This is a genomic window from Luteolibacter rhizosphaerae (genome assembly GCF_025950095.1).
GTDB lineage: Bacteria > Verrucomicrobiota > Verrucomicrobiia > Verrucomicrobiales > Akkermansiaceae > Haloferula > Haloferula rhizosphaerae.
This window is the reverse complement of the sequence record NZ_JAPDDR010000001.1, coordinates 472,047-496,794: the sequence shown is the minus strand read 5'-3', so window position 1 is coordinate 496,794 and position 24,748 is coordinate 472,047. Positions and strand designations below refer to the sequence as shown.

The following is a 24,748-nucleotide window of genomic DNA, read 5'->3' as shown; positions in this document are numbered from 1 at the left end:
GACATGCCACAGGCGGTATTTGGATTTCGGACAGTCCCCAAAAGTAGGAAAGGGATAAAAGGGCTGTCCGACGGCGGATGGGAAAACGTTTCCCGGAAAGGGCCCGCCGTTTCATGCGAGACGGCCACGGGGTTACCGTGGCCGTCCGAGGAAAGGGTTTACTTGCGGAGGCTGAGGCCGGCGAGCAGCTTCTGGTAGCGCTCTTCGGAGTTGGCCTTCACGTAGTCGAGCAGCTTGCGGCGCTGGGCGACCAGTTTCAGGAGGCCGCGGCGGGACGAGGTGTCCTTCTTGTGCTGCGTGAGGTGCGCCGTCAGGTGGACGATGCGCTGGGTAAGAAGCGCGACTTGGTAATCTGCGCTGCCGGTGTCGGTGTCGTGGATCTTGTAATCCGCGAGATTGATGGTGCTTTCGCTCATTGAGGTATTTGATTCAGTCCAGCCACCTTGGCCGGTCCGCCCTTGGTCGGGACCGCGGAAGAAAGCGGATTCAGCGGGTATTGCAAGTACAATGGAAGCCCGGCAGCTCCTTTCCTTACCTATCTTAACCACTTCCGCGATCTCTCGGGCCGTGCGTGGGGCCTCACCGCGGCATGATGATCCAGTCCCTCATCGACTTCCCCCCATCCCTCCCTCATTTTACCGAAATGGGAAAGAAACTCGGGTTCCTATTACTGCTTCTCCCGCTTCCTTTAACCGCGGAGCCGCTGTTGAAGAACACCGGCTTCGACAAAGAGCTCGCGCCTTGGGAATGCGAGGAAGGTAAAATCGTCCCAGACCCGGACAACAAGGACAACTCCCTGCTGGAGATCGAACTCGACGGCGGGGTCTTCGGGCTGAGCCAAGCCTTCAAGTGGCCGGAGGGAAAAAAGGAGCTGACTCTGAGCTTCCGGATCAAAGCATCTGCCGCCTCCAAGGACGAACCGATCCAGTGGCGGCTGCGAATCTACGACAAGGACGAGGCATCGGCCCTCGCCGCAGGGGCCAAGATCGAAAAATCCGGCGAGTGGATCACCGTGAAGCAGGTCATCGAGCGGCCTGAGTCCGCACCGGTTTCCATGATGCTGGAGAGCAATCGTGGTGAAGGGAAGCTGTGGATCGATGATCTGAAACTGGGATAAGAAAGCACCCGGAAGCTGGACTTCCCGCACCCTTTGTCGGATTATCAAAGTCTATGGCTGGCAATCGCTTTTATTGGGCAGGAGGAACCTTGCTTTGCTTGGGGGCTGCCGTGTTTCTCTGGGGGGAAAACCGCGAACTCAAAGGGCGCTTGGCCGAGCGGGCAGAAAAGGCGGCCACAACCGATAGCATCAGCCCGGGGGACGATGAGCCGGGCCGCTCACCGGGGGCTTCTAGGCGTGCTCCGGAACAGGCGGAAGCAACCAAGCCGAGCCAACCTTTCCAGCCGATTCAGCGTCCTAGGCGATTGAACGAGACCGCGCCTGTGGATTCACCAATTTCCCGCGAAACCGAGGCGACAGGCGGTGATACCACCATCAGCAAACAGGAGAAGGCCCCAGACGACTTCGCGCCGGTAGAGGAAACCACCGTGGAAATCGTCCAACTGAGTGCGGCACAGGCAGAGAGCAAAGGGGAGTCGCTACTGAAGAACGGCGGCTTCGATCAATATCTCGCCCCTTGGATCTGCGAGGGAGGCCAAGTGATTCAGGACGAAGGGAACCCCTTCCTGCAGATCACTCCGAAGAATGGCAGCTTCCACTTGAGCCAAGATCTCCAGCGGAGCCCGGCCACCCGAAACCTGAAGCTCAGCTTGCGCGTCCGATTCTCCTCCGAGGGGCAATACGCCCCGCTCAAGGTCTCGATGCGGATGCCGGATGGCACCGAACAGATCGTCTACTCGAGCGCGCTCCCTACCTCCGGCGAATGGAAATCCTTATCCACTCAGATCCCGTGGCCCAAAGAGCCCGAGGCGGTGGGCATCGCGATCGCGGGAGATGACCTCGGGACAGGTTTGAGCGTGGATGACATCGTCCTGAGAGAAGTCAGGACACCCCCGGCATCAGCGCAGAAGTAACTCGCCAAGCCGCCTTTCCAGCAAGGCCGTTAGCTCCCCCGCCCCGCCCTTCGGCGGCAGTTCCCCGGCTGCCAGCATCTTGCTTACCGGGATCGGTTCTCCCGCCCTCACCTTGGCCGTGCGCGGCACCGGATAATTCGGGAAGCCGAGCAGATCCTCTTCCAGCTTCATGATCGTTTCAGCACGGCGGTCGAGCGTCTGCTCTGCCAGGAAGTAATCGCCGATATAGCTATGGGCCTGCAGCGCGGTGAAGACCCGGTCCAAATCATCCAGCAGCGCGGTCTTCTCCAGGTAGGTCGGCGGCTTCTCAGCATCGAGCAAGCGCTTGCGGATGCGGTAGCGCTGGCCGCGCACCCGCTCCGGAGCCGTCGTCGCCTTGGGGTCCCGGCCTTGGCGGGATTCGACCTCGGAAAGGAGGCTCTCACACATCGCCGCCAAGCGATCTTGGATCTTCCCGCGCCCCGCTTCACCGAGGAATTCCATTTCCTTCAGGCCTAACAGGCCGGTACCGAGCCTCACGATTCGCTCGTCCACCGCCATCGAGGGCTTGGGCGTCCACCCGATGCGGTCTTCCAGACGCGAAAGCCGTTCGTCGAAGGTATCCTGTACCGCCGGATCATGATGGAAGCGGATGCCGACCGGCACCAGCCATGCCTCCTTGCGCTCTTTCAGACGGGCGGCGGCCTTCAGAAGGATCGACGCCACACCCTCGTGCAAGGGATCGAGACGCTCATGATGATGATAAATCTCCCCTTCCGGATAGATCACCAACGGATCGCTACTGGTCTCCAGCAGGGTGATCGCGGTCTTGATCGCCGAGAGGTCCGGGCCGTCCCGATCCACCGAGAAAACCCCCATGCTCTGCAGTGCCCACGCTCCCGCCTTGCTCACTTCGAAGACCTCCCGCGCCGCCATGAAATGCGAGCGCATCTCATGCCGGGCAATCAGCGCGGACATCACATGCGGGTCCGAGTGATCGGCATGGTTCGGAGCGAGCAGGACGGAATGTCCCGCTGCGGAAAGCTCCTTCACCTTCTCGAAGCCGCTGTCCTCCAGCAGCGGCACATTGTATTTCCTACGCAGGAAGACCGCATTGTTCGCCCAGAGGCCGAGAGGACGGAACCAGCCGCGCGGCTTCGGCGGCGTGAAGGTATAGGGCAGATCGTTGCGGAGGCGACGCACCTAGGGAAACTGAGCTTCCAAGCAAGAAGTGCCAAGTTCCAAGGCTCGCCAAGGAAAACCCGGCCCTCACTGACGGTTGAACCGCGCCACTTCCCGCTGGGCTTCGCGCAGCTCGACCTTTTCCTTCAGGTCGTGACGCTGGTCGGAGTGGGTCTTGCCCTTGCCGATGCCGATCTCGACCTTCACCCGCTTGTTCTTCCAGTACATCTTCAGGCACGGCAAGGTGGCCCCCTTCACCGCGCTGGCATTCTCCAGCTTGAGAATCTCCTTTTTGTGGAGCAGCAGCCGGCGCGGGCGCTTCGACTCGTGCTGGAACCACGTGGACGCGGTCTCCCAAGGCTGGATGTCGCAGCCGTAGAGGAAAAGCTGGCCCTTCTCCACCCGCGCGAAGGCGTCGGAAATGTTCACCTTCCCGGCACGGATGGATTTCACCTCCGTGCCTTTCAGCTCTAGGCCCGCCTCGTACTTGTCCGAGATGTGGAAATCACGGAGCGCCTTGCGGTTGCTGGAGATTTCCGCACTCATGACAATTCGCGCCCACTATGGACGCGACTCTGTATCCCGCAAGCGGCAGCTCAGGACTCGGTCTGAGCGGCCGGAGCCTCGACGAGCTTGATCTTGCCCTCGATGATTTCGGTCAGCGCGATGTCCGCCGCACCCATGCTCGGGCGGGTCGGGATCAACGGCGAGCGGCCGCTGTTCAGCTGGCGGACGCGCTTCGAGACCATGTTGATAAGGACCAGCGGATCGCTGACAATCTCCGACGCCTTCTCGACAAGATCACTTTTCATGGGTGTACCTGGAAACCGGGAATGGGACTTCGGCTGCTCAAAGGGGACGATGTTGTCTGGAGACATGCCGTGTCGTAATTCCGAACCGGCCTAACTGCGACCGGAAGGCGGGAAAGATCAAATCACCCCCCGAATGACAAGGGCAAAATCCGCCAGATCCGCATTTTCACATCAAATTGTACCCAAAACGCTTCAGAATGAAGACCGTGGCCCAGAAGAGCCCCGCGGTCAGCAGGCAGTTCACCCCCAGCGCCGCCCAGAATCCCCAGCCATGCCGCAGCATCCACGGCAGGATCAGGAACATCGGCAAGGTGGGCAGCACGAACCAGAAAGTTCCTTCGGCATGGTTGGCAATTCGCCCGGTACCCTGCTTCTCCGCCTGCATCCACATCATCGCCACCAGCGAGGTGAAAGGCAGCGCGATCAGCAAGGCGGAAAGCTTGTCGTTGAAGAGCTGGATCTTGGTCACCACCACGATGATGCCGGCGGTAATGAGCAGCTTGGCGATGTCGTAGCCGGTAAACTTGAAGACCTTGTCCCAAGGGATCTGAGCCATGGGCGGAGTTTCGCGGAACAGGAGGAAGGGGCAAGCCCGCGGATGCCCGATCCCGTCAAAAAGTTTCGAGACAAATCCGTAACCACAATCTCTGTTGCCTTCGCGATGGAAATCGGCGCCTAGGAAGCGTATCAACCCGCCTGTCAGCCCATGAAAGCCTCTTCATCCCGCCGCGATTTCCTCAAGGCAGCCTCGATCGGTTCCGCCCTTTTCGGCACCGGCTCCGCTTCCCTGCTCGCCCAAGAAACCCGGAAATCCTCCGGCAACCGCGGCCTGCCCAAGAAGATCATCTTCATGGTCAGCGACGGCATGAACCACGGCGCGCTCTCCTTGGCCCAGCACAGCCGCTCGGTCTTCGAGGGCAAAACCACGAACTGGGTGAAAATGTATCGCGAGATGCCGATCGTGCGCTCGCTCGTGGAAACCTTCTCCGCCAATAGCGTGGTCACCGATTCCGCCGCTGCAGCCAGCGCCTGGGGCGGCGGCAAGCGCGTAAACAACGGCGCAATCAACGTGGATCCCGGTAACGGCCGCCCGATCGAAGCGATCCAATCCCTTCTCAAGAAGCAGTCGGTCCCGCTCGGCTTGGTCTCCACCGCCACCATCACCCACGCCACCCCTGCCGGCTTCGCCGCCAACGTGGATAGCCGCGGGGACGAGGGTGCGATCGCCAACCAGTATCACGAGCGCGGCGTGGAAGTCCTCCTCGGCGGCGGCCGGAAGTTCTTCCCGGACGAGCTGCTCAAGAAGTTCTCCGACAGCGGCTATGACCTCCTAAAGGACCGCAAGGAACTGCTCGCCCTCAAGGCCGACGACAAGAAGCCCGTGCTTGGACTTTTCTCCTCCGGCTACGTGCCGCTCACGATCGACCGTGAATCGAAGAAGGAACTGCAGGAAACTTTGCCGACCTTGGCCGAGATGGCGGAGCTCGCCGTCAAACGCCTCGACTCCTTGGCCAAGGACCGCTGGTTCCTGATGGTGGAGGGCGCTCGCATCGACCACTGCGGCCACGCAAATGACGCCGCCGGCAGCATCCGCGAGCAACTCGCATTCGACGATGCCATCGGCTCCATGCTCGCTTACGTCGCCGCCCATGACGACGTGCTACTGGTCATCACCACCGACCACGGCTGTGGCGGCATCCAGCTCAATGGCGTAAATGCCGACCCCAACCAAGGCATGGCCCCGGGGATCTACAACGGCACGACCGCCGCCTTCGAGAAGATCGCTGGCTTCAAGCGCTCCTTCGAGTGGATGGGCAACTCCGGTGCCGGGCTGAGCGGCCCGAAACTGGGCGACTACATCCGCGACCGCACCGGCATCGAGCTGGACAAGGAGGAACTCAAGCGTGCCCAAGGCCTGAAAACCGGCGAACTGGCACGGCTTTTCGCCAAGCGCCACGGCATCGCCTGGACCAGCGGGAACCACACCGGCGAGCTGGTGGAATTCTGCGCCTATGGCCCGGGCAGCCACCTCTTCCCCGCCTTCATGAAGAACGAGGAAGTGCGCCAGCGGCTCCTGACGGCGCTTGGCGCTGCTTGATAGTCCTGCTTGCGAAGAAGGCGAAACTCGCGGAAATACCTCGCGTGCAAGCCTTCCGCCTTCTCCTGCCCCTGTGCCTGGCGCTCGCCGCCTGCGGCCCGGCCACCATGTCCTCGCAAGCCGCTGCTAATCCTGCGGCGGCGAACCTGACCGGTGCCCAGAAGGCCGCGATCGGGCGGAAGATCTGGCAGAATGAATCCGGCGGCAGCGTGGACGGCCTGACCGCATGGAACGGCGGCGAGGAATTCCCTTCCCTCGGGATCGGGCACTTCATCTGGTATCCGGCGGGCTTCAACGGCCGCTTCGAGGAAAGCTGGCCGCAGTTCATCGCCTTCGCCCGCCAGCGCGGGGCGCAGCCTCCGGCCATCGCCAGCGAGCGCCATGCCCCATGGCGGAACAAGGCCGCCTTCCAAAAGGACTTCCGCAGCCCGCGCACGAATGCGCTGCGCCAGTGGCTGGCCGCAAATGTCTCGCTACAGACCGATTTCATCATCGCCCGCTCCCGCGCCGCCTTGCCCAAGGTGCTAGCCGCCGCTCCGGCCAGCGATCGCGGCCGACTGCAGACGAACTACAACAAGGTGGCCTCCACCCCGAACGGGATGTATGCGCTGATCGACTACGTGAACTTCAAGGGCGATGGCACCCAAGCCTCCGAAACCTACCAGGGTAAGGGCTGGGGCCTGCTCCACGTGCTCGGCAGCATGAAAGAGGTCCCCTCCGGCCAAGCCGCCGCCGCCGAATTCTCCGCCAGCGCCAAGCGCATGCTGAACCGCCGGATCGACAACTCGCCGCCCGCCCGCAACGAGGCGAAGTGGCGCGCCGGCTGGCTCAACCGCTGCGATACCTACGCCCGCCCGCTCTAACAGCCCATGAAGCGCGACCTCCCCGGACTCTCTTGGCCCCGCATCAGCGACGGGCCAATCCGGGTGAGCTGTCACTTCTGCGACGCGCTACAGGAAGCACCGCGCCTGCTTGAAGGCGATGCCGCCTACTGCTGCCGTTGCGGGGAGATGCTCTATCAGAACCGCCCGCGCTCGCTGGCGCGCGCCACGGCCTTTTCCTCGGCCGCGCTCATCTTCATGGTGCTCGCCCATGTCTTCCCCTCCATCACGGTGGACTCGGGCAGCATCCGTCGCGAGCTGACCCTGCTCCAGGCCGCGGACGCCCTATTCCAAGAATCCAGCGCGCTGATGGGTGTGGTGATCTTTCTCTTCACCATGGTGGCACCGCTCACACTGATGGGCGGGCTCCTCTATGTCGCGGCACCCCTGCGCTTCGGCATCGCCTTACCGGGCGCTCTGACCACCACTCGCATTTTCCAGCTCTCCGAGCCATGGAGCATGCTGGAGGTCTTCCTCGTCGGCATCCTCGTGAGCCTGCTGAAGTTGGGAGCCGTGGGCCACGTCCACCTCGGCGCCGGCTTCTGGGCTCTCATCGGCTTGGTCTTCTGCACCGCTTTCGCCATGTCCGGCATCGACAGGCTGGAGCTTTGGGACCGGCTTGAAATCGCACTCCAGAACAAGAACAAGTGAGCGAGATCCGCAGCGCTGCCGATGAAGGCCTGGCCTCCTGCCACTTGTGCGGGAAGGTGAGCCCGGTCGCGGACGAACACTGCCCGCGCTGCGGCAGCCGCCTGCACCTGCGCAAGCCTCACAGCCTGGAGCGGACCTGGAGTTTCCTGATCGCCGCGATGGCCTTCTATCTGCCGGCGAATCTGCTCCCAATCATGAATGTCGCCGGCCTCGGCGGGAATAGCCGGGACACGATCATGTCCGGCGTGATCAACTTCTGGAAGAAAGGGGACTTCCTCGTCGCCGGGATCATTTTCTCCGCCAGCATCATGATCCCGATCCTGAAGATGATCGCGCTGATCTGGCTCTGCCTCGCCGCGAAGGGCTTCGCTACCGCCTCGCCCAAGAATCTGGCCCGGCTCTATCACGTCACCGAATTGGTCGGCCGCTGGTCGATGGTCGATGTTTTCGTGGTGGCAGTATTGGTTTGCCTTGTGCAGATGGGCATCATCTCCACGGTGACGCCCGGCCCCGCGATCCTTTCTTTTGCATTGGTGGTCGTTCTGACCATGTTTTCCGCGATGAGTTTCGACCCCCGGCTCTTCTGGGATCGCCATGAGAAGGATGCCGCCGGAGGATCACCTGCCACCCCATGAGCGAAGAGGAACAGTCCCAGGAACCACGCGCGGTAGTGCGCCACCGCCGCCGCTGGAGCAGCGTGTGGGTAGTACCTCTCGTCGCGCTGGTTCTCGCCGGTTGGCTGGTTTGGAAGCATTATCACGACAAGGGCGAACTGGCCTACGTGCGCTTTCTAACCGCCGATAGCATCGAAGCCGGCAAGACCGAGGTACGCTGCCGCTCCGTCAAGGTGGGCGTCGTCGAAAAGATCGAGCTCGCCGACGATTTGCTCTCGGTAGTGACGGAAATCCGTATCGACCCGGATTCCGCGGACCTGCTGCGCGGTGGCAGCCGCCTCTGGGTCGTCCGCCCGCGCGTCTCCGCCTCCACCATCTCCGGACTCAGCACCCTCATCACCGGTGCCTACATCGAGTTGGAACCCGGCGATGGCCCCGCCCCGGTCAATCACTTCGACGGGCTGGAGCAGCCGCCGGTCACCAGCGCGAATGTTCCCGGCCTCCGCCTGACCCTCGTGGCGGAAGATGCCGGCTCGCTCACGGCCAATTCACCCATCTACTACCGCGGCTTCGAGGTCGGCCGGGTCGAGCGCCGCACGCTTGATATCGAGAACCGCCGTGTGCGCTTCGATGTCTTCATCGACGATGACTACTCCGACCTCGTGCGGCAGGGCACCTGCTTCTGGAACACCAGCGGCATCGATGTGACCGCCGGTGCGGATGGCTTCAAGCTGAGCACCCCCTCGCTCCAAGCAATGGTCACCGGCGGAGCCTCCTTCTCGGTGCCAAAGGGTGGCGTGTCCGGCGGCCCCGTGACCGACGGCACGGTCTTCACCCTCTTCACCGATGAAGACGCGGCCAAGAAGTCGATCTTCGTGCCCGACCATCTCTGTCTTTTGTTCTTCGATCAATCGGTACGCGGTCTCTCGACCGGAGCTCCGGTCGAGTTCCGCGGCATCCCGATCGGGCGCGTGGTGGAGATCAGCTTCAAGCACTCGCCCTCCGGCGATTCCCGGGTGCCGGTTGTGATCGAGATCGATTCCGACACCTTGGCCAAGGCGGTGGAGAACATCGACAATTCGAAGAATGTGCTGGAGGAGTGCGTCCGTCGCGGCCTGCGCGCCACGCTCAGTACGGGATCCCTTCTCACCGGGGCTCTTTACGTCGATCTGGACTTCGTTCCCGGAGCCGCTCCGGCGGAACTCGCCCGCAGCGGCGAATACGAGATCATTCCCACCGAGTCCTCCGGATTCGCCCAACTTCAGGACAAGCTCAACTCGATCCTCTCCAAGATCGAGGCGCTCCCGCTGGATGAAACCCTCGGCAAGTTCGGCAATGCCGCCGACGAGATCGCCATCACGGTAAAGGATGTCCGCAGCACCTTGGACGAAGCGGAGGCTGCTCTCGCCGAGGCGAAGAAGTTGCTCGCCCGGGACGAGACCCAGAACATCACCGCGGAGCTGGAAGCCACGCTCAAGGAAGTGCGCAGCTCGGTTTCCAGTCTCGGACCGGAGGGCGCGGTACAAGGGGATCTGAGCCGCACTCTCGACGAGCTCCGCGCCGCCTTGCGCGCCTTCAAGACCCTTTCCGACTCCATCGAGGAAAAGCCGAATTCCCTGCTCTTCGGTCGCGAAAGCTCCGGCAATAAGGAGCCGAAGGCCAAGAAGAGGTGAGTTGCCGGTTAGAAGTTCCAGCTTAGAAGTTCCCATGCGCGCCTTCCTCCTGCTCCCCTTCCTTCTCCTTGCTTCCTGCGCGGATCCCAAATCTTTCTACGTGCTCAGCGCGGAGGGCCCGGCACCCTCCGGCGGGGGCGTGGGCGTCGGCGTCGGCCCGGTTTCCATCGCCGGCTACATCGATCGCCCGAACCTGATCTTCCAGGAAACCGGAAACCGCATGGCTGTCGCGGAGTCCCACCGCTGGGCCGGAGATCTGGAGGAGAACATCGCGCGCGTGACCGCCACCAATCTCGGACGCCGCCTCAATACCGGCAATGTCCGCGTCTACCCTTGGGGCAGCGACGGCGAGCTGCGCTATCAGATCTCGCTGGATATCCGCCAACTCCACGGCACCGACAACGGCGAGGCCGTGATTGATGCGGCATGGCGCGTCTATTCCCTTCCCGACCGCCGCATGATCGCTTCCCGCTCCTGGTCCGGCAGCGAGGAGATGGGGGCCGATGGTTACGATGCCCTGGCTGCGGCGGAAAGCCGCCTGCTGGCACGCTTGGCGGGCGAGATCGCGGCGGGCCTCCGCTAAACATCACGGCCGCAGCAGGATATCGGCTGCCTACCGCGATCCCGTAGGGTGAGACGACGCGAAGACGTAGTTCCGTCGATCGCTTCCTTGGTGTGAACTCTCCGGGTCACTCGACACCTCCCTCCCCATCAACGCGATGAAGTCCTCCCCTTCTTCCCCCCGCACGGCCAGAGGTCTTACCCTTCTGGAACTCACCGTCGTGATCATCGTTCTCCTTTCCTTGATCTCGATCATCTTCGTGGGAGCACGAGCTTGGAAGAAAGGCTCGGATCGCTCCGGCTGCGTGATCAATATCCGCAACGCCCAGCAGGCGGTGCGCTCCTATCAGAATCTCAAGGCGCTTCCCACTTACACGCCGATCAACATGTTCACGGACATCCTCGGCCCGGGCAACTTCATCGAACATGACGTGATTTGTCCTGCCGGCGGCGACTACGACCACATCGGCTACATTCCCGAGCAGGGCGAGATGGCCATGTGGTGCAGCTTGGCCGCTTCCGACGAACACGTCCCCGCCAATACCTCCGACTGGTAAAGCGGCTGCCCCAAGTTCTCCGCTACCCGCCCGCGTATCCACGCGGAGCGGGTTCATTCTGTCCGCGAGGGCTATTCCCAGCCATTTTAAACATTGACCCGAATAAACAGAACTCTTAAAGGCTAAGGGGTTATTATAAATTCGGACCTTTAAGTTCGTGCCCCGTCGCCGGGCGCGGCGGGGCTCCGGTCTCCCAACCCTTGTTCCCTCCCTTAGCCATGAAGCCCATCGCCTTGGCGGCTCTCCTGCTGCCCGCGTCGCTCCTTGCGGAAGTGACTCCGCCCCTTCTCCAGTTCTCATCGGGCCTGCCGGGTAAGCAGGTCCGCCTCACTTGGCCGGCGGAGAGCGGCGTGCGCTACCGGATCGAGCGTTCCGCCGAGCTCACCGCTCCGCTCTGGGAGCAGGTGGCCATGGTCGAGGCCAGCGGTGCGGAGGGAGCTTGGCTGGATACCGAGCCCACGAGGACCCGCGCCTTCTACAGGATTCTTCAACCGCAGACGGAAGTATTCGGCATCACCCTCCCCGTCCTCACTTCGGTGGGCGGTGATCTGCGGATCATGGGGCAGTTGATCCCGCCGGCAAGCTTCCTGGTCCTGGAGATCGAAGGCCAAGCGCCCTTGCTCATTCCACTCGAGGCGCTGGGGAATGGCGAGTGGAGAGCCTTGGTGTCCGGAGCCTTCGCCCTGGGATCCAATGTCATTGCCGCCCGCATCCAAGATGGCTCTGGCATCACGCTCGTGGAGTTGAACCAAGCGATTGCCGTGACCTCCACCGGCCTCGCACCCGATGCGCCCGCCTCGCTACCACCCGCCGCACCGGTGATTCTGGAATCGAGCAATCCGATTCCGGGCGTGGGTATCGTGGTAAAGAAGGGCGGCTCGTCCACGGCCCGCAAGTTCAACAAGAAGGCCGAGGAAAGCTATTCTCCCTGGGAGAGCAGCTCGGATGAAGGTGTGGTCTCGAATCCTCTCTACGAAGCCAGCGGGCTCTCGGGCGATAATCCCTTGTTCGAGGGTGGAGCGAAGAGCCAGGTAAACCCTCTTTACAAAGATAAAGGGCTCTCGGGCACGAACCCGCTGCACAAGGAACAGGGCAGCAAGGGAGAGAATCCTCTTTTCGAAGCCAAGACGGACCTTCGCCTCTCGCCAGGACCGCTTGTGAACAACCACGCGATCAATACCAAGGGTGCTGGAGCAAACGTGGGCAGGACCATGCCGCCGCGCAGCGCCCTACCGGGCGAGGTGAGCTTCGGCACCGTAGATCTTTCCCTTCCCTGTCCCGCCGGGCCACCGCTGAAGTGGACGCGTACTTACCGCTCCAAGAAGCCGGTCAGCTCCGGTCACGGCACCGGCTGGGATTTCTCCTACAACATCCGGGTGGAGACCATCCCCGCTCAAGCGGGCCCTGCAGCCTCGCGCGTGGTAATCCACGATGGCGGCGGCCGCGCCGATGTCTTCCACCGCCAAGCGGACGGGACATTCCGCTGCGACGGCATATTCCGCGAGGGCCGCTTCGAGGGGAACACCTTCATCCTCACCTTCGAGGACAAGGGCATCTGGACATTCCTCCCTTTTGATCGCTCGCTTCAACAGGGGAAGATCTCCAGCATCACGGATCGCAACGGCCTCTCGCTCACCTGCACCTATGATCCCCAAGGCCTGCTCTCCAGCGTGGCCGATTCCTTCGGACGCCAAATTGTTCCGGTTTGGGCATCCACCCACCGGGTGATCGAGGAACTCTCCTGCGTCGTCGGCGGGACTACGGTGTCGAAGGTGAGCTTCAGCTACGATGCCTCGGGCGAACTCCTTCAGAATGTCTCCTGCCCTTTCGTTCCCGGCCAAGCTCCCGTGGCGGGTCCGACCAGCTACAGCTATAGCTCGGGATCACCCGATCCCCGCCTCAATGGAAATCTCCTGAGCGTGACCGATGGCGCGGGACGTCTGCTAGCTGGCTTCACTTACTCCCCGGTCACCGATCCGCTCGATGTTTCCTATGACACCTGCTCAACGCAGGACCGCAACCGCGTCGGAGGCTTGGGGGAAGTGATGGTCTCCAGCTTCGAAATGCTGCCGGGCGGAGGTTACCAGATGACGGAAAACGATGAACTGGGCCGCGTGGTCATCCGCGCCTTTAACAAATTGCATCGCATGACCCGCAGCCGCATCCACACCGGCTTTTCCACGCCCGGGCAAGCGGTGACTTCAAGTTCCAATCTGCCGACCGGCAAGCTCCGCGCCAGCGATCCCGATTACTTCCAAACCGACTTCGCTTACAATTTGGACGGCCTCTGCACGCGGGTGACTTACCCGGACGGCAGCATGGACTTCATCACCTACGACCGGGACTTCCGCAAGGGCTGCCCGGTGCGCGAGCGTGGAAATCCCCGCGAGGCCACCATGGTGTCCAGCGGCGGCGAGAAGCGCACCGTGCGCATGAGCTACTTGCCCGGCTTTGGCAGCAGCTATCTTTCCGACGCGCCCGGAGCCATCGGCATCCGTGGTGATCTGGACTCCGACAACGACATGCTGCCCGATCTCTGGGAAGTCGCCGCCCTCACCAGCTTCGGCGAGGGCTGGGCACGGATCTCAATGAACGTGACCACCCCGAAGCAAACCCAAGGCAGCACCTTCGGGGAGAAGGTCAACGCGGGGCTGCACGCCGCCGGTTCCGCCCGCTCCGCCTCGGGTGGCTTCGGTGAAGGTTGGGCACGGATCTCGATGAACGTGACTACGCCCAGACAGACGCAGGGCCAGAGCTTCGGCGAGAAGGTTTCCGCGAAACTGGGCCAGAAGCAGAAAGCATGGCTGTGCTCGAACTTCCGCAGCTCGATGACGAATGCCCACGGGCAGACCTCCACATGGAGCTACGATGATCATGGTAACTGCGTCAGCTTCACCTCGCCGCTACCCGGCACCGGAGCGGAGTGGGAATACAATACCCTCGGCCAAACGACCGCCTGCATCACCTTGAACGGTGCGGAATCCTCGTTCCGGGACGAGATCGAATATGATCCGGCCACCCGCTTCGCCAGCAAGGTGATCCGGGACAAGAGCGAGTCGGGCGACGGCCTCAAACTCGTTACCGCCTTCGATCGTGATCTGCAGGGCCGCATCACCCGCGTCGTCGATCCGCGCGGGAACGACTGGCTCTTCGACTACAATCCTCTCCACCTGTGCGTGCAGGTCCAGAGCTCCGGCATGCCGAACCGCATCTCGATGAATCTCACCGTGGACGCTGGCGGCCTCCCGGTCCGATGCGATGTCGAGAACCGCGGGCCGGACGGATCGCTCGATGCGGTTAATCCTACCTACTCTACCTTCTTCGTTCACGACAGCCGAGGCCGGCGCGTGCGCACCGCGGATGAAGAGCGCCCAATCGATGGTTCGACTTCGACAGATCCCGACCTGCTGGGCATCTCGAACTTCGCGGTTCAGGATTTCGCCTACGATGCCGCGGGCCAGTGCGTCCGCATCAGCACTCCCGCCGCCTGCCGCGCGCAAGCGACCGATCTCGCCTATGACTTCCGCTACGATGAGCGCGGCCTGCTTCACCGCTATATCCAAGGCGGGCTCGGCACCCTGTCTTCCGTCACCACCGAGTTCGACTATAACGCCGCGGGATGCCCGCTCCACATCACCACCCTCTCGTCGGCTGGCACCAGTCCGCAAACGAGCTTCACCTACGACGGCTTCCAGCGTTGCAGTTCGGTCACGGACGCCATGGGCAATGTTACCGAGTTCGGCTACGCCAACGACGGCACGGTGATGTGCTCGGTCTATGGGGAACTGCTGGATGCGCCAGGCTCGGCGGGAAACATCCTGCTCTCCCGCAGCACCATCAATCCGAGTTCCAGTAGCAAGCATGCGATCAACACCAAGGGAGCGGGTGCGAACGTGGGCCGGATGGCCGCGCACGAAGCCGCCCACGTGGTGCAGCAACGCGGCGGTATCATGCTCCGTGTCCTGAATCCTTTCCTCGATGTCGAGCGCGAGGACGATCTCTGCACGATTGAACGCTTCAGCCCGGGACAGCCCGGAGCACCGCAGCGGGAAACTACGCTCGTCGATCGCTCGCCCGCAGGCCTGCCGCTCTCGGTCACCACCAATGGGGACCTTCTGCTGAGCTGCACCTACGATAGCGCCGGTCGCGTTGCTACGCACTCGGATGGAAGCTCCACCCGCAGCTACACTCGCGATCGCAATGGCAACACCACGCTCTGCGGCACGACCACTCACTTCTTCGTGGCTGGCACTCCGGGTAGCGAGACCTTCGGCCTCACGCAGGAGTATGACGCCCTGAACCGTTGCATCGAAACGACCGATGGCTCCGGAAACACCTCCTCACAGGCCTTCGATTCGCTGGACCGCTGCGTGAGCCATACCGATGCCGCCGGTCGCACGACCTTCTACGCCTACGATGGCGGCACACCCGCCTCCCCCTTCAGCGTCCGGGTTTCCGCGGATGCGGATGGCGACGGACTCGCCGAAGTGATCTCCAGCAGCTTTAGCCGCTGTGGTGGCTTGGTCAGCCGCACCGATTCACGCGGCTATTCGACGGGCTTCCTGCGCGATGCCTGCGGCCGCCTGATCCGCTGCAACCACCCGGACGGCACCTTCGAAAGCCTCGACTACAATAGCGTGGGAGCGCTCGCCGCCACTCGCGGTCCGGATGGCACCGTGTGCACCCCGACCTGCGACTTGATGCAGCGGGTGATCAAACAAGAATGGACGAACGAGCCATCACCGGTGATCCCCTCCGCCGACCGTTTCTTCAGCCACGACGGGATGAGCCGCTGTGTCAGCGCGGAGCAAGGCAGCTCGCTGGTAAGCTTCAGTTACGACTCCTGCGACAATCCGATCGCTGAGACGGCGGATGGCCGGACCATCACCCGGACCTTCTCTCACCGCGGTCGCTCCAGCATCATCTATCCGGATGGCCAGCAGTTCAGCGAGTCCCGCAACGCTCTCGGCCAACTGCTTTCCATCGCGGCGCTCGATGCCAGCGGCACGCCTTCATCACCCCCGCTGGTGCAGTTCACCTATGCCGGTGCCCGTGTCCTGAGCATCACGCAAGCGAATGGCGTGACAACGAGCTTCGACTATCGAGCCGATGGCGAGGTCCCGCATCCCGGTGCCCCGGACTCCTCCTTCGATGCCTGCGTGCGCACCACGGTATCGAATGGCAGCGGCATGCTTCTCTCGCAAACGACCACCCGCCGCAACCCGGACCAATCGACATCGCGGGAAGACACCGTATTCTCCCCCGCGCCTCAACAGCCACCGGGTCGTTCGAAGACCTTCAGCTACGACCATCTCGGTCGCATGACCGGCTGCGAGACCCGCCGCCGCGAAGCCGCTGGAGCACCCGCCTTGCTGGAAAGCAGCGTGAGCTACACGCTCGATCTCGAAGGCCGCCGCATCTCCGCCACCGGCGGGTCGAACCCCGGTAGCTACACGCAGAATGACACCCTCCCGCCGGGGGACTTGCAGATGCACCAGTACAGCGCATGGCCCGGCGGTTCGCTCACATGGGATGACAATGGCAACCTGAGCTCCATCCAGAAGGGCGGAGCTACCTGCCAGATCAGCTGCAATTCCGGCTACGAGCTCATCTCATTCAGCGATGCAGGCACCGGCACCGGAATCCTGAGCTACGAATACGATGCGATTGGCCGCCGTACCGGACGGAATCCCCAGACCGGCAAAGGCATGAAATTCGTCTACGACGGTGACACCTGCATCCAGGAACTGGAAGCGGATGGCAGCGGCACCTTCACCGCGAGCAAGAGCTTCGTGAACCGCGGCGGGGTCCCCTACGCGGTGATCGGAGGCGGCGGAACACTCTACCCGGTCAGCGCCGCGGCCTCAGGCGGCCCGCGGATCTGCACCTGCCCGATCGGCTGGCGTGTGAGCGGCGCCCAGTCGGGACTACATCACTGGGGTGATCCCCATGAAATTCTGAATGGCAAACAAAAGGTCCAGCACTGGGGCGATCCCCACGAAAATCTCAACGGCAAGCACATCAAGGACTGGGAGGGCAAGCAGCGCCATACAACCTTGATTGCCGATGCCAGCGGTGTGGTGCTGGAACGCTTCGATTGCGACGAGGCCGGCACCCCCATCTTCCTGCTCCCCAATGGCCTGCCCTCCTCGGTGAGCTTTTCCTCCAGCGGCCTGCGCTGGATTTCTCCGGAGACCCTATGGGAGCCGGAGGTCCGGATCCTCTTGGGAGCGGATGGTGCCTACAGCCCCGAACTCGGCTGCCGGGTCACCGCCGACAAGTTCAAACACCGGCAGGACTTCGGTCAGATCAAGATGGACAAACGGCACTGATTCTTCCGGCGGGCCCGGCCACCCGGCTCCCTCTATCCGAAAGGGCTTGCCAGCCCGGCCCGGCCCGCCTACCTCCCGCGCATGGCCCTGGAGACCACTCTCATCCTTTTCAAGCCCGACGCCGTGGCCAAGCGCCTCGTCGGCACCGTTCTTTCCCGGTTCGAGAACGAAGGCTTCAAGATCAACGGCATCAAGAAGCTCTTCCTGACCGACGAGCTGCTGGCCGACCACTACTCGCACATCGCGGACAAGCCCTTCTTCCCCTCCGTGCGTGATTTCATGCAGGAAACCCCGGTGATCGCCCTCGCCCTGGAAGGCGAAGACGTGATCTCCCGCGTGCGTGACCTGCTCGGCCCCACGGACTCGAAGGCTGCCGCTCCGGGAACCATCCGCGGTGACTTCGGCGACAAGGAGGGCGATGCCAAGATGCGCAATGTCTGCCACGCTTCCGACAGCACCGAAGCAGCAGCAGCCGAAATCAAGCGCTTCTTCAAGGACGGCGAGGTGTTCTGATCGAGCTCCTGACTCTTTTCCGGCCCGGCCTTCCCTGTGAAGCGCCGGGCCTTTCTATTTGCGCAGGAGCACCAGAAAGGGCGCAGGCCGCAGGGTGTCTTCGCGGCGGATGACCTCGCCGCCGAAACCTGAACTCCATCTTACCACTGCCTCGCTCTCGCGATCCCCTCCCGGATGTCCGGGATAGCACACGATCGCGAGAAGCCCACCCGCTTTCAACGATTCCCAAGCCCGATCCAAAGCGAGGAGGGTCTCGCTCTCCTGAGTGATCAAGGAATGATCACCACCGGGAAGATAGCCAAGATTGAAAACCACAGCCGCCACCGAACCGGCGGCGACATGATCCAGCAGGGTGCCATGCGAGCCATGGATGAAGCTCACCCGGCCCTCCAAACCCTGCGCGACCACACGCACACGCGAAGACTCGATCGCCGCGGCTTGGATATCGAAGGCGATCACCCGTCCACGCTCCCCCACCCGCTCCGCCAGGAAGACCGTGTCGTGACCATTGCCCGCAGTAGCGTCCACCGCCAGATCACCCGGGCGCAAAACCGAAGCGAGTTCGCGGTGGGCACGGACGGTGGGACGTTCGCTTGCGGGCATGCCGCGCTTGTCGCTCATCCCCCGGGCTCCGTGAAGCATCAAGTGGAAGGGGCGCCACTACCTCACACGCTCCCCATTCACCATCCGCCAGATCCCCAGCGGATTCTCATCCTGCAACTCCGGCGCCAAGGCAGCCTGCGGGAATGCCTGATAGGCCACCGCTCGAACGAAGCGCTGAATCGACATGCTACCGACGGATGTACTACGTCCATCGGAGGTAGACGGGAAGGGCCCGCCGTGGACCATCGAGTGACAGACCTCCACACCGGTCGGGAAACCATTGAAAATCACGCGCCCTGCTTTCCGCGCCAGCGCGGCGACGAGAGGCGCATGGTGGCCCAGTTCCTCATCGGTGCCGTGAATGGTTGCCGTGAGCTGGCCCTCCAGTTCCGGAATCGTCGCTTCGATCTCGGCCAAGCTTCCCTGAACGATGAGCGCCGCGGGCCCGAACATCTCGCCCTGCAGCAGATCCTCTTCCAAGAAGCGTCTCACGGACACCGTGAATACCGCCGGCGCTCCCGGGCCCTTGCCGACTTCCGGGGCAGCGCAGCGAGAGAGAGTCTCTACTCCTGCTGTCCCTGCAAAGGCCTCGACGGACTCCACGTAAGTCTTGCCAATGCCCTCGGTCAGCATGGTCCCGGGCATCGAGGTGCCCACCAGTTGCTTGAGCCTGTCGAGGAAAACCAGCCCCTTGCCTTCCGGCAGGAAGACCAGCCCCGGATTCGTGCAGAACTGCCCGACACCGAGCGTTAGAGAATTGAAGAATGCCTCCGCCAATGCCGCTTCACCGCGGTCCAAAGCCCCCGGGAGAAGCACCACCGGATTCACCGAGCTCATCTCCGCATACACCGGAATCGGCTGCGGACGATTCGCCGCTACCTCCATCAGCGCGGTGCCACCGGCACGGGAACCTGTGAAACTCACGGCTTGGATCGCCGGGTGCTGGACTACTGGCACGCCGACCGACCTGCCGCCGCCATAAAGGAGCGAGAAAACACCTTCCGGCATCCCCGTCGCCAGCGCTGCACGCAGCACCGCCTGACCCACGATCTCCGCCGTCCCGGGATGAGCATGATGCGCGATCACGACCACCGGACAACCCGCAGCGAGGGCTGCCGCGGTGTCACCACCCGCCACGGAGAACGCGAGCGGGAAATTGCTGGCGCAGAATACCGCCACGGGACCCAGCGGACGCAACATCGAACGGATATCCGGCTTCGGCAACGGCGCACGATCCGGCTGCGCACGTTCGATCCGGGCATCGACCCACGAACCTTCTTCGATCAGTGCGGCAAAGAGACGAAGCTGTCCGGTAGTGCGGGCAGTCTCCCCACGCAGTCGTCCATCGGGCAGCCCCGTTTCCAAAACACCACGCTCGGCAAGATCGTCCGCCACGCCCTCGATCTCCGCGGCGATGGCACGCAGGAAAGCGCCACGCTCCCTGCCGGACAAAGCTGAGTAAATTGGAAAGGCGGCCTCTGCCAATTCCACCGCCAGATTCGTTTCTTCCGGAGTCGCCGCTGTATAAACGGGCTCCAGCTTGGCACCGCTGGCGGCATGCACCGCTTGGCCGGCGGGTGTTTCACCCGCGCCGCGGGCGTAGCCGATCACTGAGGTCCCGGAGAGTTGCGATTTCATGACGGAGACAGAAGACAGAAAGGCGGACGAAGCAACGCCTCTTATGTGATTGGAGTTTCAAACCACCGGTGCGGTGGCGATGGCCTTTTCGATGATGGCTGTGGCGTCAGCAAGTTCCTTGCCCTCCAGTTGGAGGCGCGGCGGGCGGACGAGATTGTTACCCAGCTTGCCAGCGGTTGCGAGGTTCTGCTGTAGCTTGATGAGTTGCACGAACTTCACCACTGTGTCCATCCGCAGCATCTCAAGCATCCAGGTGTAGATCGGCATCGCTTCCTCCACCTTGCCGCTGGTGCCGAGCTCCCAGAGCTTCACGTTGTGCTTCGGAAAAGCGCCGCCGACTCCGGTAATCCAGAACTTCGCTCCCATCGCCGCGCCCTCGAGCGCACAGTCATCCACCCCCACGCCCAGCGCGAGACGATCGCCACAGAGCTCGCGGATACCGGCGATGCGACGCGCGTCGGTGGAAGATTCCTTCACGGATTCCACGTTCGCGTGCTCGTCGGCCAGCTCCTTGATGTGCTTCGGCGTGAAGTCCGTCTTGTACGCCACCGGGTTGTTGTAAATGATGCAGGGCAAGTCCGTAGCGGAGATCACCGCGGACATGTGCGCCTTCATCTCGCGCCAATCGGAAGCATAGAGGTAGGGCGGCAGCACCATCAGGCCGCGGCAGCCGTTGTCCTTCGCCGCTTTGGCGAGATCGACCGCTTCCTTGGTGGAGAGCGAGGCGATCCCGGGGATGATCGGCGTGTCCGGCAGCGCCTCCACATACATCTTTTGCAGCCCCACCTTTTCCGCGTAGGACAGCGTGGCACCCTCGCCGAGCGAGCCGTGCGCCACGATGGCGGTGCAGCCGTTCTCGACCAGCCACTTGCCATGCTCGGCCATCACGCCGTGGTCGATGCTAAGGTCGGAGTTGAATTGCGTCAGGGTCGCGGGCATCACGCCCTTCCATTCGATGCTCATGTTATCGGTCGTTTACGGGTGGGAATCAGATATTGGCGGGAATGCCGTGGCGGAAAGGATCGGAGGGATCGAAGAAGTACACGGACTCGCCGTTCACCCAGGCGCAGCCCTTCACGCGCGGCAGCACCTTGCCATCCGGCAGCTCCTCCACGCTGCCTTCGAAGACGGTATCGAGAATGCTGGCCTGCCGCCAGATCTCCCCCGGCTTCAGTTTTCCCGCCGCGTGCAGGCTGGCGAGCTTCGCACTGGTGCCGGTGCCGCAGGGCGAGCGATCATAGGCCTTGCCCGGGCAGAGCACGAAGTTCCGGCTATCCGCCAGTTTGGGATCGGACGGCGGACCAAAGCTTTCGATATGATCGATCTCCATCCCGTTCGCACCGGTGATCCCCTGCGCTTCGAGCGACTGCCGCACGGACCAGGTGAAAGCGGTGAGCGCTTCCAGGTTCGCGAACTCCACCGCAGGACCCTGACCTTCGATCAGGAAGAACCAATTCCCGCCCCACGAGATATCACCCCGCACGGTGCCCCAGCCGGGAACCTCCACCGGCACCTCCGTGGCCAGCCGGTAGCTTGGCACGTTCGCCACTGTCACCGAGCCATCCGTGTGCAGGTGCGCTACGACCACGCCCACCGGCGTGTCGATGCGATGTTCGCCCGGGCCAATCCGGCCGAGGTGCGCCAGCGTCACGGCCAGACCGATCGTGCCGTGAATGCACATGTTCAGCGTGGAGACGTTGTTGAAGAAGATCACGCCGCAGCAGCAACCGGGTTCGTGCGGCTCCACCAGGAGCGCGCCGACCATCGCTTCGTGACCGCGGGGTTCATTGCACACGGCACTGCGCAGCCAGTCGTGTTCCTCGCGCAGCCGCCGGGCCATCTCCGCCACCGTGCCGGTGCCGAGGGAGGGTCCACCTTCGATGACGACGCGGGTCGGCTCGCCTTCGGTGTGGGAATCTATGACGCGCAGTCGCGATGAACTCATGGTTTACGGAAGCAGATTAGCTTCAGGGTCTTGGCGAATGCACTAGCAGCCGCCCGGTAATCCGTATAGCCTCCCGGGCTAAGATGCGTGGAGACAAAATGACCCCGGCTGCCCGACTCCGCAAAAGCTTCTTCGAATCCCTCGATGGGATGCCTCCGGTGGATAGTCTCTTCGACGCCGTCCCGGATATCGTCTTCTTCGTGAAGGACGCCCACGGCCGCTACATGGCGGTGAATGGAACACTCGCCGAGCGCTGTGGCCTGCCCGACAAGGAATCGGCCATCGGCCTCACTGCCGAGCAGCTTTTCCCGCCCCCCTTGGGCGAGGGCTTTGCCTCGCAGGACAAGGAGATCCTGAAGACCGGACAGGGCATCCGCGATCACTTGGAGCTCCACCTCTACGCGGGCGGCCGCCGCGGCTGGTGCCTCACCTTCAAGGAACCTGTTAGAGCAAAGGACGGCAGCGTGGTCGGCGTCTGTGGCATCTCACGCGACCTCCACGGCCCGCATGATCGCCAGGAAGATTTCGAGGCAATGTCGAAGGCCATCGACCACATCCACAAGCATTTCGAGGAACCCTTGCGCCTGCCTCAGCTCGCCGAGATGGCCGGGCTCTCTGTCTACCAATTTGACCAGCGCATCCGCTCCCTCTTCCATGTCACCGCGGGACAGTATCTCGTGAAGGTCCGAATCGATGCCGCCTGCGACCGCCTCGCCCAAACGCAGGAGGTGATCGCCCAGATCGCCTTGAGCTGCGGCTACTCGGATCAGTCGGCCTTCTCGCGACAGTTCAAGCAAGCGGTGGGCATCAGCCCGCTGGCGTATCGGAAGAAGATGCAGGGCAATTGACGTATCCCTACAGCATGAAACCCGTCCTCGGCCTCCTGCTTCTTTTCTCCACCACGTTAACAGCGATGGCGGATCCCGAACGCGGGCAACTCGCGATCGAGAGCATGCTGGAGACGCTTCAGGCCCGCATCGAAGAGGCCGCGAACATCGTCGACATCAGCATCTACGAGCAGGAGTGGGTCAAGCCGGATGCCGCCTCATGGAAGGGCCGCTTGATCCGTCGGGGAATCGTCACCCATGTCCACACGGGCAAGATCCCGCTCGGCACGCGCGTGGAGTTCACCTACTTCGTAGAGGAATCTCCGAAACTCTTCGATAACTTCCGCTCCACAGTGGAAGGCGAGCTGCGAACGCTTTTCTTTAGCGACAACGAGACCACCGGCCTTGCGAACGGGCGGTTAAAGATCGAGGGCGATGGACACTGGGGATTCGAGCGCGTTGGCGACACCTTCGCCGAGCTCTTCGCCAAGGAGCTTGAGTCGAATCCGAAGCTGCGGCGGAAGTAGCCTCCATCTCTCCGGAGCTTAGAATCTCCCCACCGCCATCTGCTCGATCGGACGGAAAGGCTCCGCATCGTCTAACAGATCTGCCACCAGCCGGCCACTGACCGGCCCTAGGCTCAGACCCATCATCGCGTGCCCGCTGGCGACGACCAGATTCGGGATGCCGTCCGGTCGACCGAGATAGGGAATCCCGTCCGGAGAGACCGGCCGCAGCCCTGCCCATGGCTTCACCCCTTCAAAGTCGGCTTCGCTGAACTTGGGGAAATACGAGTGCACCGACTTCACGATGCCCCTCACCCGTGCCGGGTTGATCGAGAGGTCCAAGCCGCCGACTTCCATGGTCCCGGCAAAGCGCAGCTTCCCGTCCATCGGCGTGATCGCCACCTTAGCCTCGACGAAGATCGAGCACACCTGCGGCAGTTCCGGCGGATTCGGGAGAGTTAGCGAATAGCCCTTCCCCGCTTGGAGCGGCAGGTGAATCCCGAGCTTCTTCATCAGCTCCGGCGTCCAGGAACCACCCGCGAGCACGAACTCATCGCCTTCAAAGCGATGCCCCTTCCCCGTGATCGCAGTGACGCTGCCACCCTTGAGCTCGAAGTTGCCGATCTCCACGCCACTCTGGATTTGCCCTCCGAGCGCGATCACCCGCTTGCGCAGCGAGGCCATGAAGCGCGCCGGGTCGAGATGGCAATCCTGCGGGAAGTAGACCGCACCCGCGATGTCCATGGTGATTCCTGGATCGAGCTTCGCGGCCGCGGCGGCATCAAGCACCTCCGCTTCCAGACCGATCTCGCGCGCAGCGGCTCCGACTTCCGCTTCCTCGTCGAGCCCCTTCGCCGTCTTGCACAGCATCAGCATGCCGCGCTTTTGCAGGCCGAAGTCCTCCTCCGCCGAGAGTTCGGCAAAGAGGCGGCGGCTTTCGAGATTCAGGTCGCGCAGCAGCTCCTTGGTCTGCTCCACATGCCGGGCCGTGGAATGCCGGTAGAACAGCCAGCCCCATCTCGCCAAAGCGAGGTCCACCCGCGGGCGGACATAGAAAGGGCTCTCCGGGTTGATCATCCAGCGCAGACCCTTCGAGATCATCCCCGGCGCCGCCAGCGGGATGAAGTGGCTCGGCACGATCATGCCCGCATTGCCCATCGAGCAATTGTCCCCGCCCGCAGCCTCGCGCTCGATCACCGTGACTTGGAATCCGCGCTGGAGCGCGTAGTAGGCGGAGCACAATCCGATCACCCCGCCGCCTAGGATGACCACCCGGTTCTTGCGAGGGTTCACATCCGGCATGCTAGCGCCGCGGTCTTGCCGGAGTCTTCAGGAAATCCTTGGA

General features: G+C 62.8%; 23 protein-coding genes. 13 read left to right on the top strand and 10 right to left on the bottom strand.

The features are described 5' to 3' along the window. Nucleotides 1-158: 158 nt before the first annotated feature. Nucleotides 159-416, bottom strand: coding sequence for a 30S ribosomal protein S15 (gene rpsO / locus OJ996_RS02020; protein ID WP_264510640.1), 258 nt, complete (start codon nt 414-416; stop codon nt 159-161). Between the two features lie 227 nt (nt 417-643). On the opposite strand from rpsO, the gene OJ996_RS02015 reads away from it, so the two are divergent. Beyond that, on the top strand, nt 644-1,117 hold the full coding sequence (locus OJ996_RS02015; RefSeq protein ID WP_264510638.1) for a hypothetical protein: 474 nt from the start codon (nt 644-646) through the stop codon (nt 1,115-1,117). A gap of 323 nt (nt 1,118-1,440) precedes the next feature. Continuing rightward, a complete protein-coding gene (locus OJ996_RS02010) occupies nt 1,441-2,031 on the top strand; it encodes a hypothetical protein (RefSeq protein WP_264510636.1) in 591 nt (196 codons plus the stop codon). Here the strand turns inward: OJ996_RS02010 and OJ996_RS02005 are convergent. The 4 genes from OJ996_RS02005 to OJ996_RS01990 all read right to left on the bottom strand — a co-directional run bounded on the left by OJ996_RS02005 (nt 2,017) and on the right by OJ996_RS01990 (nt 4,560). After that, nucleotides 2,017-3,213 (bottom strand): 1-acyl-sn-glycerol-3-phosphate acyltransferase, encoded by a 1,197-nt coding sequence (locus OJ996_RS02005; protein WP_264510634.1) that lies wholly within the window; start codon nt 3,211-3,213, stop codon nt 2,017-2,019. The genes OJ996_RS02010 and OJ996_RS02005 overlap by 15 nt on opposite strands. A gap of 66 nt (nt 3,214-3,279) precedes the next feature. After that, nucleotides 3,280-3,738: an SsrA-binding protein SmpB gene (smpB, locus tag OJ996_RS02000; RefSeq protein WP_264510632.1), complete on the bottom strand. Its 459-nt coding sequence runs from the start codon at nt 3,736-3,738 to the stop codon at nt 3,280-3,282. 50 nt (nt 3,739-3,788) lie between these two features. Further along, entirely contained in the window at nt 3,789-4,004 is a 216-nt protein-coding gene (locus OJ996_RS01995) for a DNA-directed RNA polymerase subunit omega (protein ID WP_264510630.1), read from the bottom strand. Between the two features lie 166 nt (nt 4,005-4,170). Then, nucleotides 4,171-4,560 (bottom strand): DUF3147 family protein, encoded by a 390-nt coding sequence (locus OJ996_RS01990; protein ID WP_264510628.1) that lies wholly within the window; start codon nt 4,558-4,560, stop codon nt 4,171-4,173. A gap of 150 nt (nt 4,561-4,710) precedes the next feature. Here OJ996_RS01990 and OJ996_RS01985 point away from each other — a divergent pair, with 150 nt between their 5' ends. The 9 genes from OJ996_RS01985 to ndk all read left to right on the top strand — a co-directional run bounded on the left by OJ996_RS01985 (nt 4,711) and on the right by ndk (nt 17,884). Next, nucleotides 4,711-6,102, top strand: a complete 1,392-nt coding sequence (locus OJ996_RS01985) for an alkaline phosphatase (protein WP_264510626.1) — start codon at nt 4,711-4,713, stop codon at nt 6,100-6,102. 44 nt (nt 6,103-6,146) lie between these two features. After that, on the top strand, nt 6,147-6,965 hold the full coding sequence (locus OJ996_RS01980) for a hypothetical protein (protein WP_264510624.1): 819 nt from the start codon (nt 6,147-6,149) through the stop codon (nt 6,963-6,965). Between the two features lie 6 nt (nt 6,966-6,971). Beyond that, on the top strand, nt 6,972-7,634 hold the full coding sequence (locus OJ996_RS01975) for a paraquat-inducible protein A (RefSeq protein ID WP_264510621.1): 663 nt from the start codon (nt 6,972-6,974) through the stop codon (nt 7,632-7,634). Beyond that, complete coding sequence (locus OJ996_RS01970; RefSeq protein ID WP_264510619.1) at nt 7,631-8,269, top strand: paraquat-inducible protein A; 639 nt, start codon at nt 7,631-7,633, stop codon at nt 8,267-8,269. Before OJ996_RS01975 ends, OJ996_RS01970 begins: the two co-directional genes overlap by 4 nt. After that, the gene (locus OJ996_RS01965) at nt 8,266-9,921 is read left to right on the top strand and encodes a PqiB family protein (RefSeq protein WP_264510617.1); all 1,656 of its coding nucleotides are present in this window, start codon (nt 8,266-8,268) and stop codon (nt 9,919-9,921) included. Before OJ996_RS01970 ends, OJ996_RS01965 begins: the two co-directional genes overlap by 4 nt. Before the next feature lie 34 nt (nt 9,922-9,955). After that, a complete protein-coding gene (locus OJ996_RS01960) occupies nt 9,956-10,504 on the top strand; it encodes a PqiC family protein (RefSeq protein ID WP_264510615.1) in 549 nt (182 codons plus the stop codon). Between the two features lie 136 nt (nt 10,505-10,640). Next, nucleotides 10,641-11,039, top strand: coding sequence for a type II secretion system protein (locus OJ996_RS01955; protein ID WP_264510613.1), 399 nt, complete (start codon nt 10,641-10,643; stop codon nt 11,037-11,039). A gap of 218 nt (nt 11,040-11,257) precedes the next feature. Continuing rightward, nucleotides 11,258-17,371 carry a DUF6531 domain-containing protein gene (locus tag OJ996_RS01950; RefSeq protein WP_264510612.1) on the top strand — a complete coding sequence of 2,038 codons (6,114 nt, stop codon included), beginning with the start codon at nt 11,258-11,260 and terminating at the stop codon, nt 17,369-17,371. 81 nt (nt 17,372-17,452) lie between these two features. After that, the gene (ndk, locus tag OJ996_RS01945) at nt 17,453-17,884 is read left to right on the top strand and encodes a nucleoside-diphosphate kinase (protein WP_264510610.1); all 432 of its coding nucleotides are present in this window, start codon (nt 17,453-17,455) and stop codon (nt 17,882-17,884) included. 54 nt (nt 17,885-17,938) lie between these two features. Here the strand turns inward: ndk and mnmM are convergent, their stop codons facing one another. Genes mnmM through OJ996_RS01925 form a run of 4 tightly spaced genes read right to left on the bottom strand, consistent with a single transcriptional unit; the run spans nt 17,939 to nt 22,070 of the window. Continuing rightward, nucleotides 17,939-18,505 (bottom strand): tRNA 5-(aminomethyl)-2-thiouridylate-methyltransferase MnmM, encoded by a 567-nt coding sequence (mnmM, locus tag OJ996_RS01940; RefSeq protein ID WP_264510608.1) that lies wholly within the window; start codon nt 18,503-18,505, stop codon nt 17,939-17,941. 39 nt (nt 18,506-18,544) lie between these two features. Next, nucleotides 18,545-20,125 carry an aldehyde dehydrogenase (NADP(+)) gene (locus OJ996_RS01935; RefSeq protein WP_264510606.1) on the bottom strand — a complete coding sequence of 527 codons (1,581 nt, stop codon included), beginning with the start codon at nt 20,123-20,125 and terminating at the stop codon, nt 18,545-18,547. Between the two features lie 57 nt (nt 20,126-20,182). Beyond that, entirely contained in the window at nt 20,183-21,088 is a 906-nt protein-coding gene (locus OJ996_RS01930) for a dihydrodipicolinate synthase family protein (RefSeq protein WP_264510604.1), read from the bottom strand. A 25-nt stretch (nt 21,089-21,113) separates the two neighbouring features. Beyond that, nucleotides 21,114-22,070 carry a proline racemase family protein gene (locus tag OJ996_RS01925; protein WP_264510602.1) on the bottom strand — a complete coding sequence of 319 codons (957 nt, stop codon included), beginning with the start codon at nt 22,068-22,070 and terminating at the stop codon, nt 21,114-21,116. Between the two features lie 83 nt (nt 22,071-22,153). Between OJ996_RS01925 and OJ996_RS01920 the strand changes: the two genes are divergently transcribed. Together OJ996_RS01920 and OJ996_RS01915 are read left to right on the top strand one after the other, a co-directional pair. Continuing rightward, the gene (locus OJ996_RS01920; protein WP_264510600.1) at nt 22,154-22,918 is read left to right on the top strand and encodes an AraC family transcriptional regulator; all 765 of its coding nucleotides are present in this window, start codon (nt 22,154-22,156) and stop codon (nt 22,916-22,918) included. A gap of 14 nt (nt 22,919-22,932) precedes the next feature. Next, on the top strand, nt 22,933-23,424 hold the full coding sequence (locus tag OJ996_RS01915; protein WP_264510599.1) for a hypothetical protein: 492 nt from the start codon (nt 22,933-22,935) through the stop codon (nt 23,422-23,424). Between the two features lie 18 nt (nt 23,425-23,442). Here OJ996_RS01915 and OJ996_RS01910 read toward each other — a convergent pair whose 3' ends face one another. Next, complete coding sequence (locus tag OJ996_RS01910; protein ID WP_264510597.1) at nt 23,443-24,696, bottom strand: NAD(P)/FAD-dependent oxidoreductase; 1,254 nt, start codon at nt 24,694-24,696, stop codon at nt 23,443-23,445. Nucleotides 24,697-24,748: the final 52 nt, after the last annotated feature.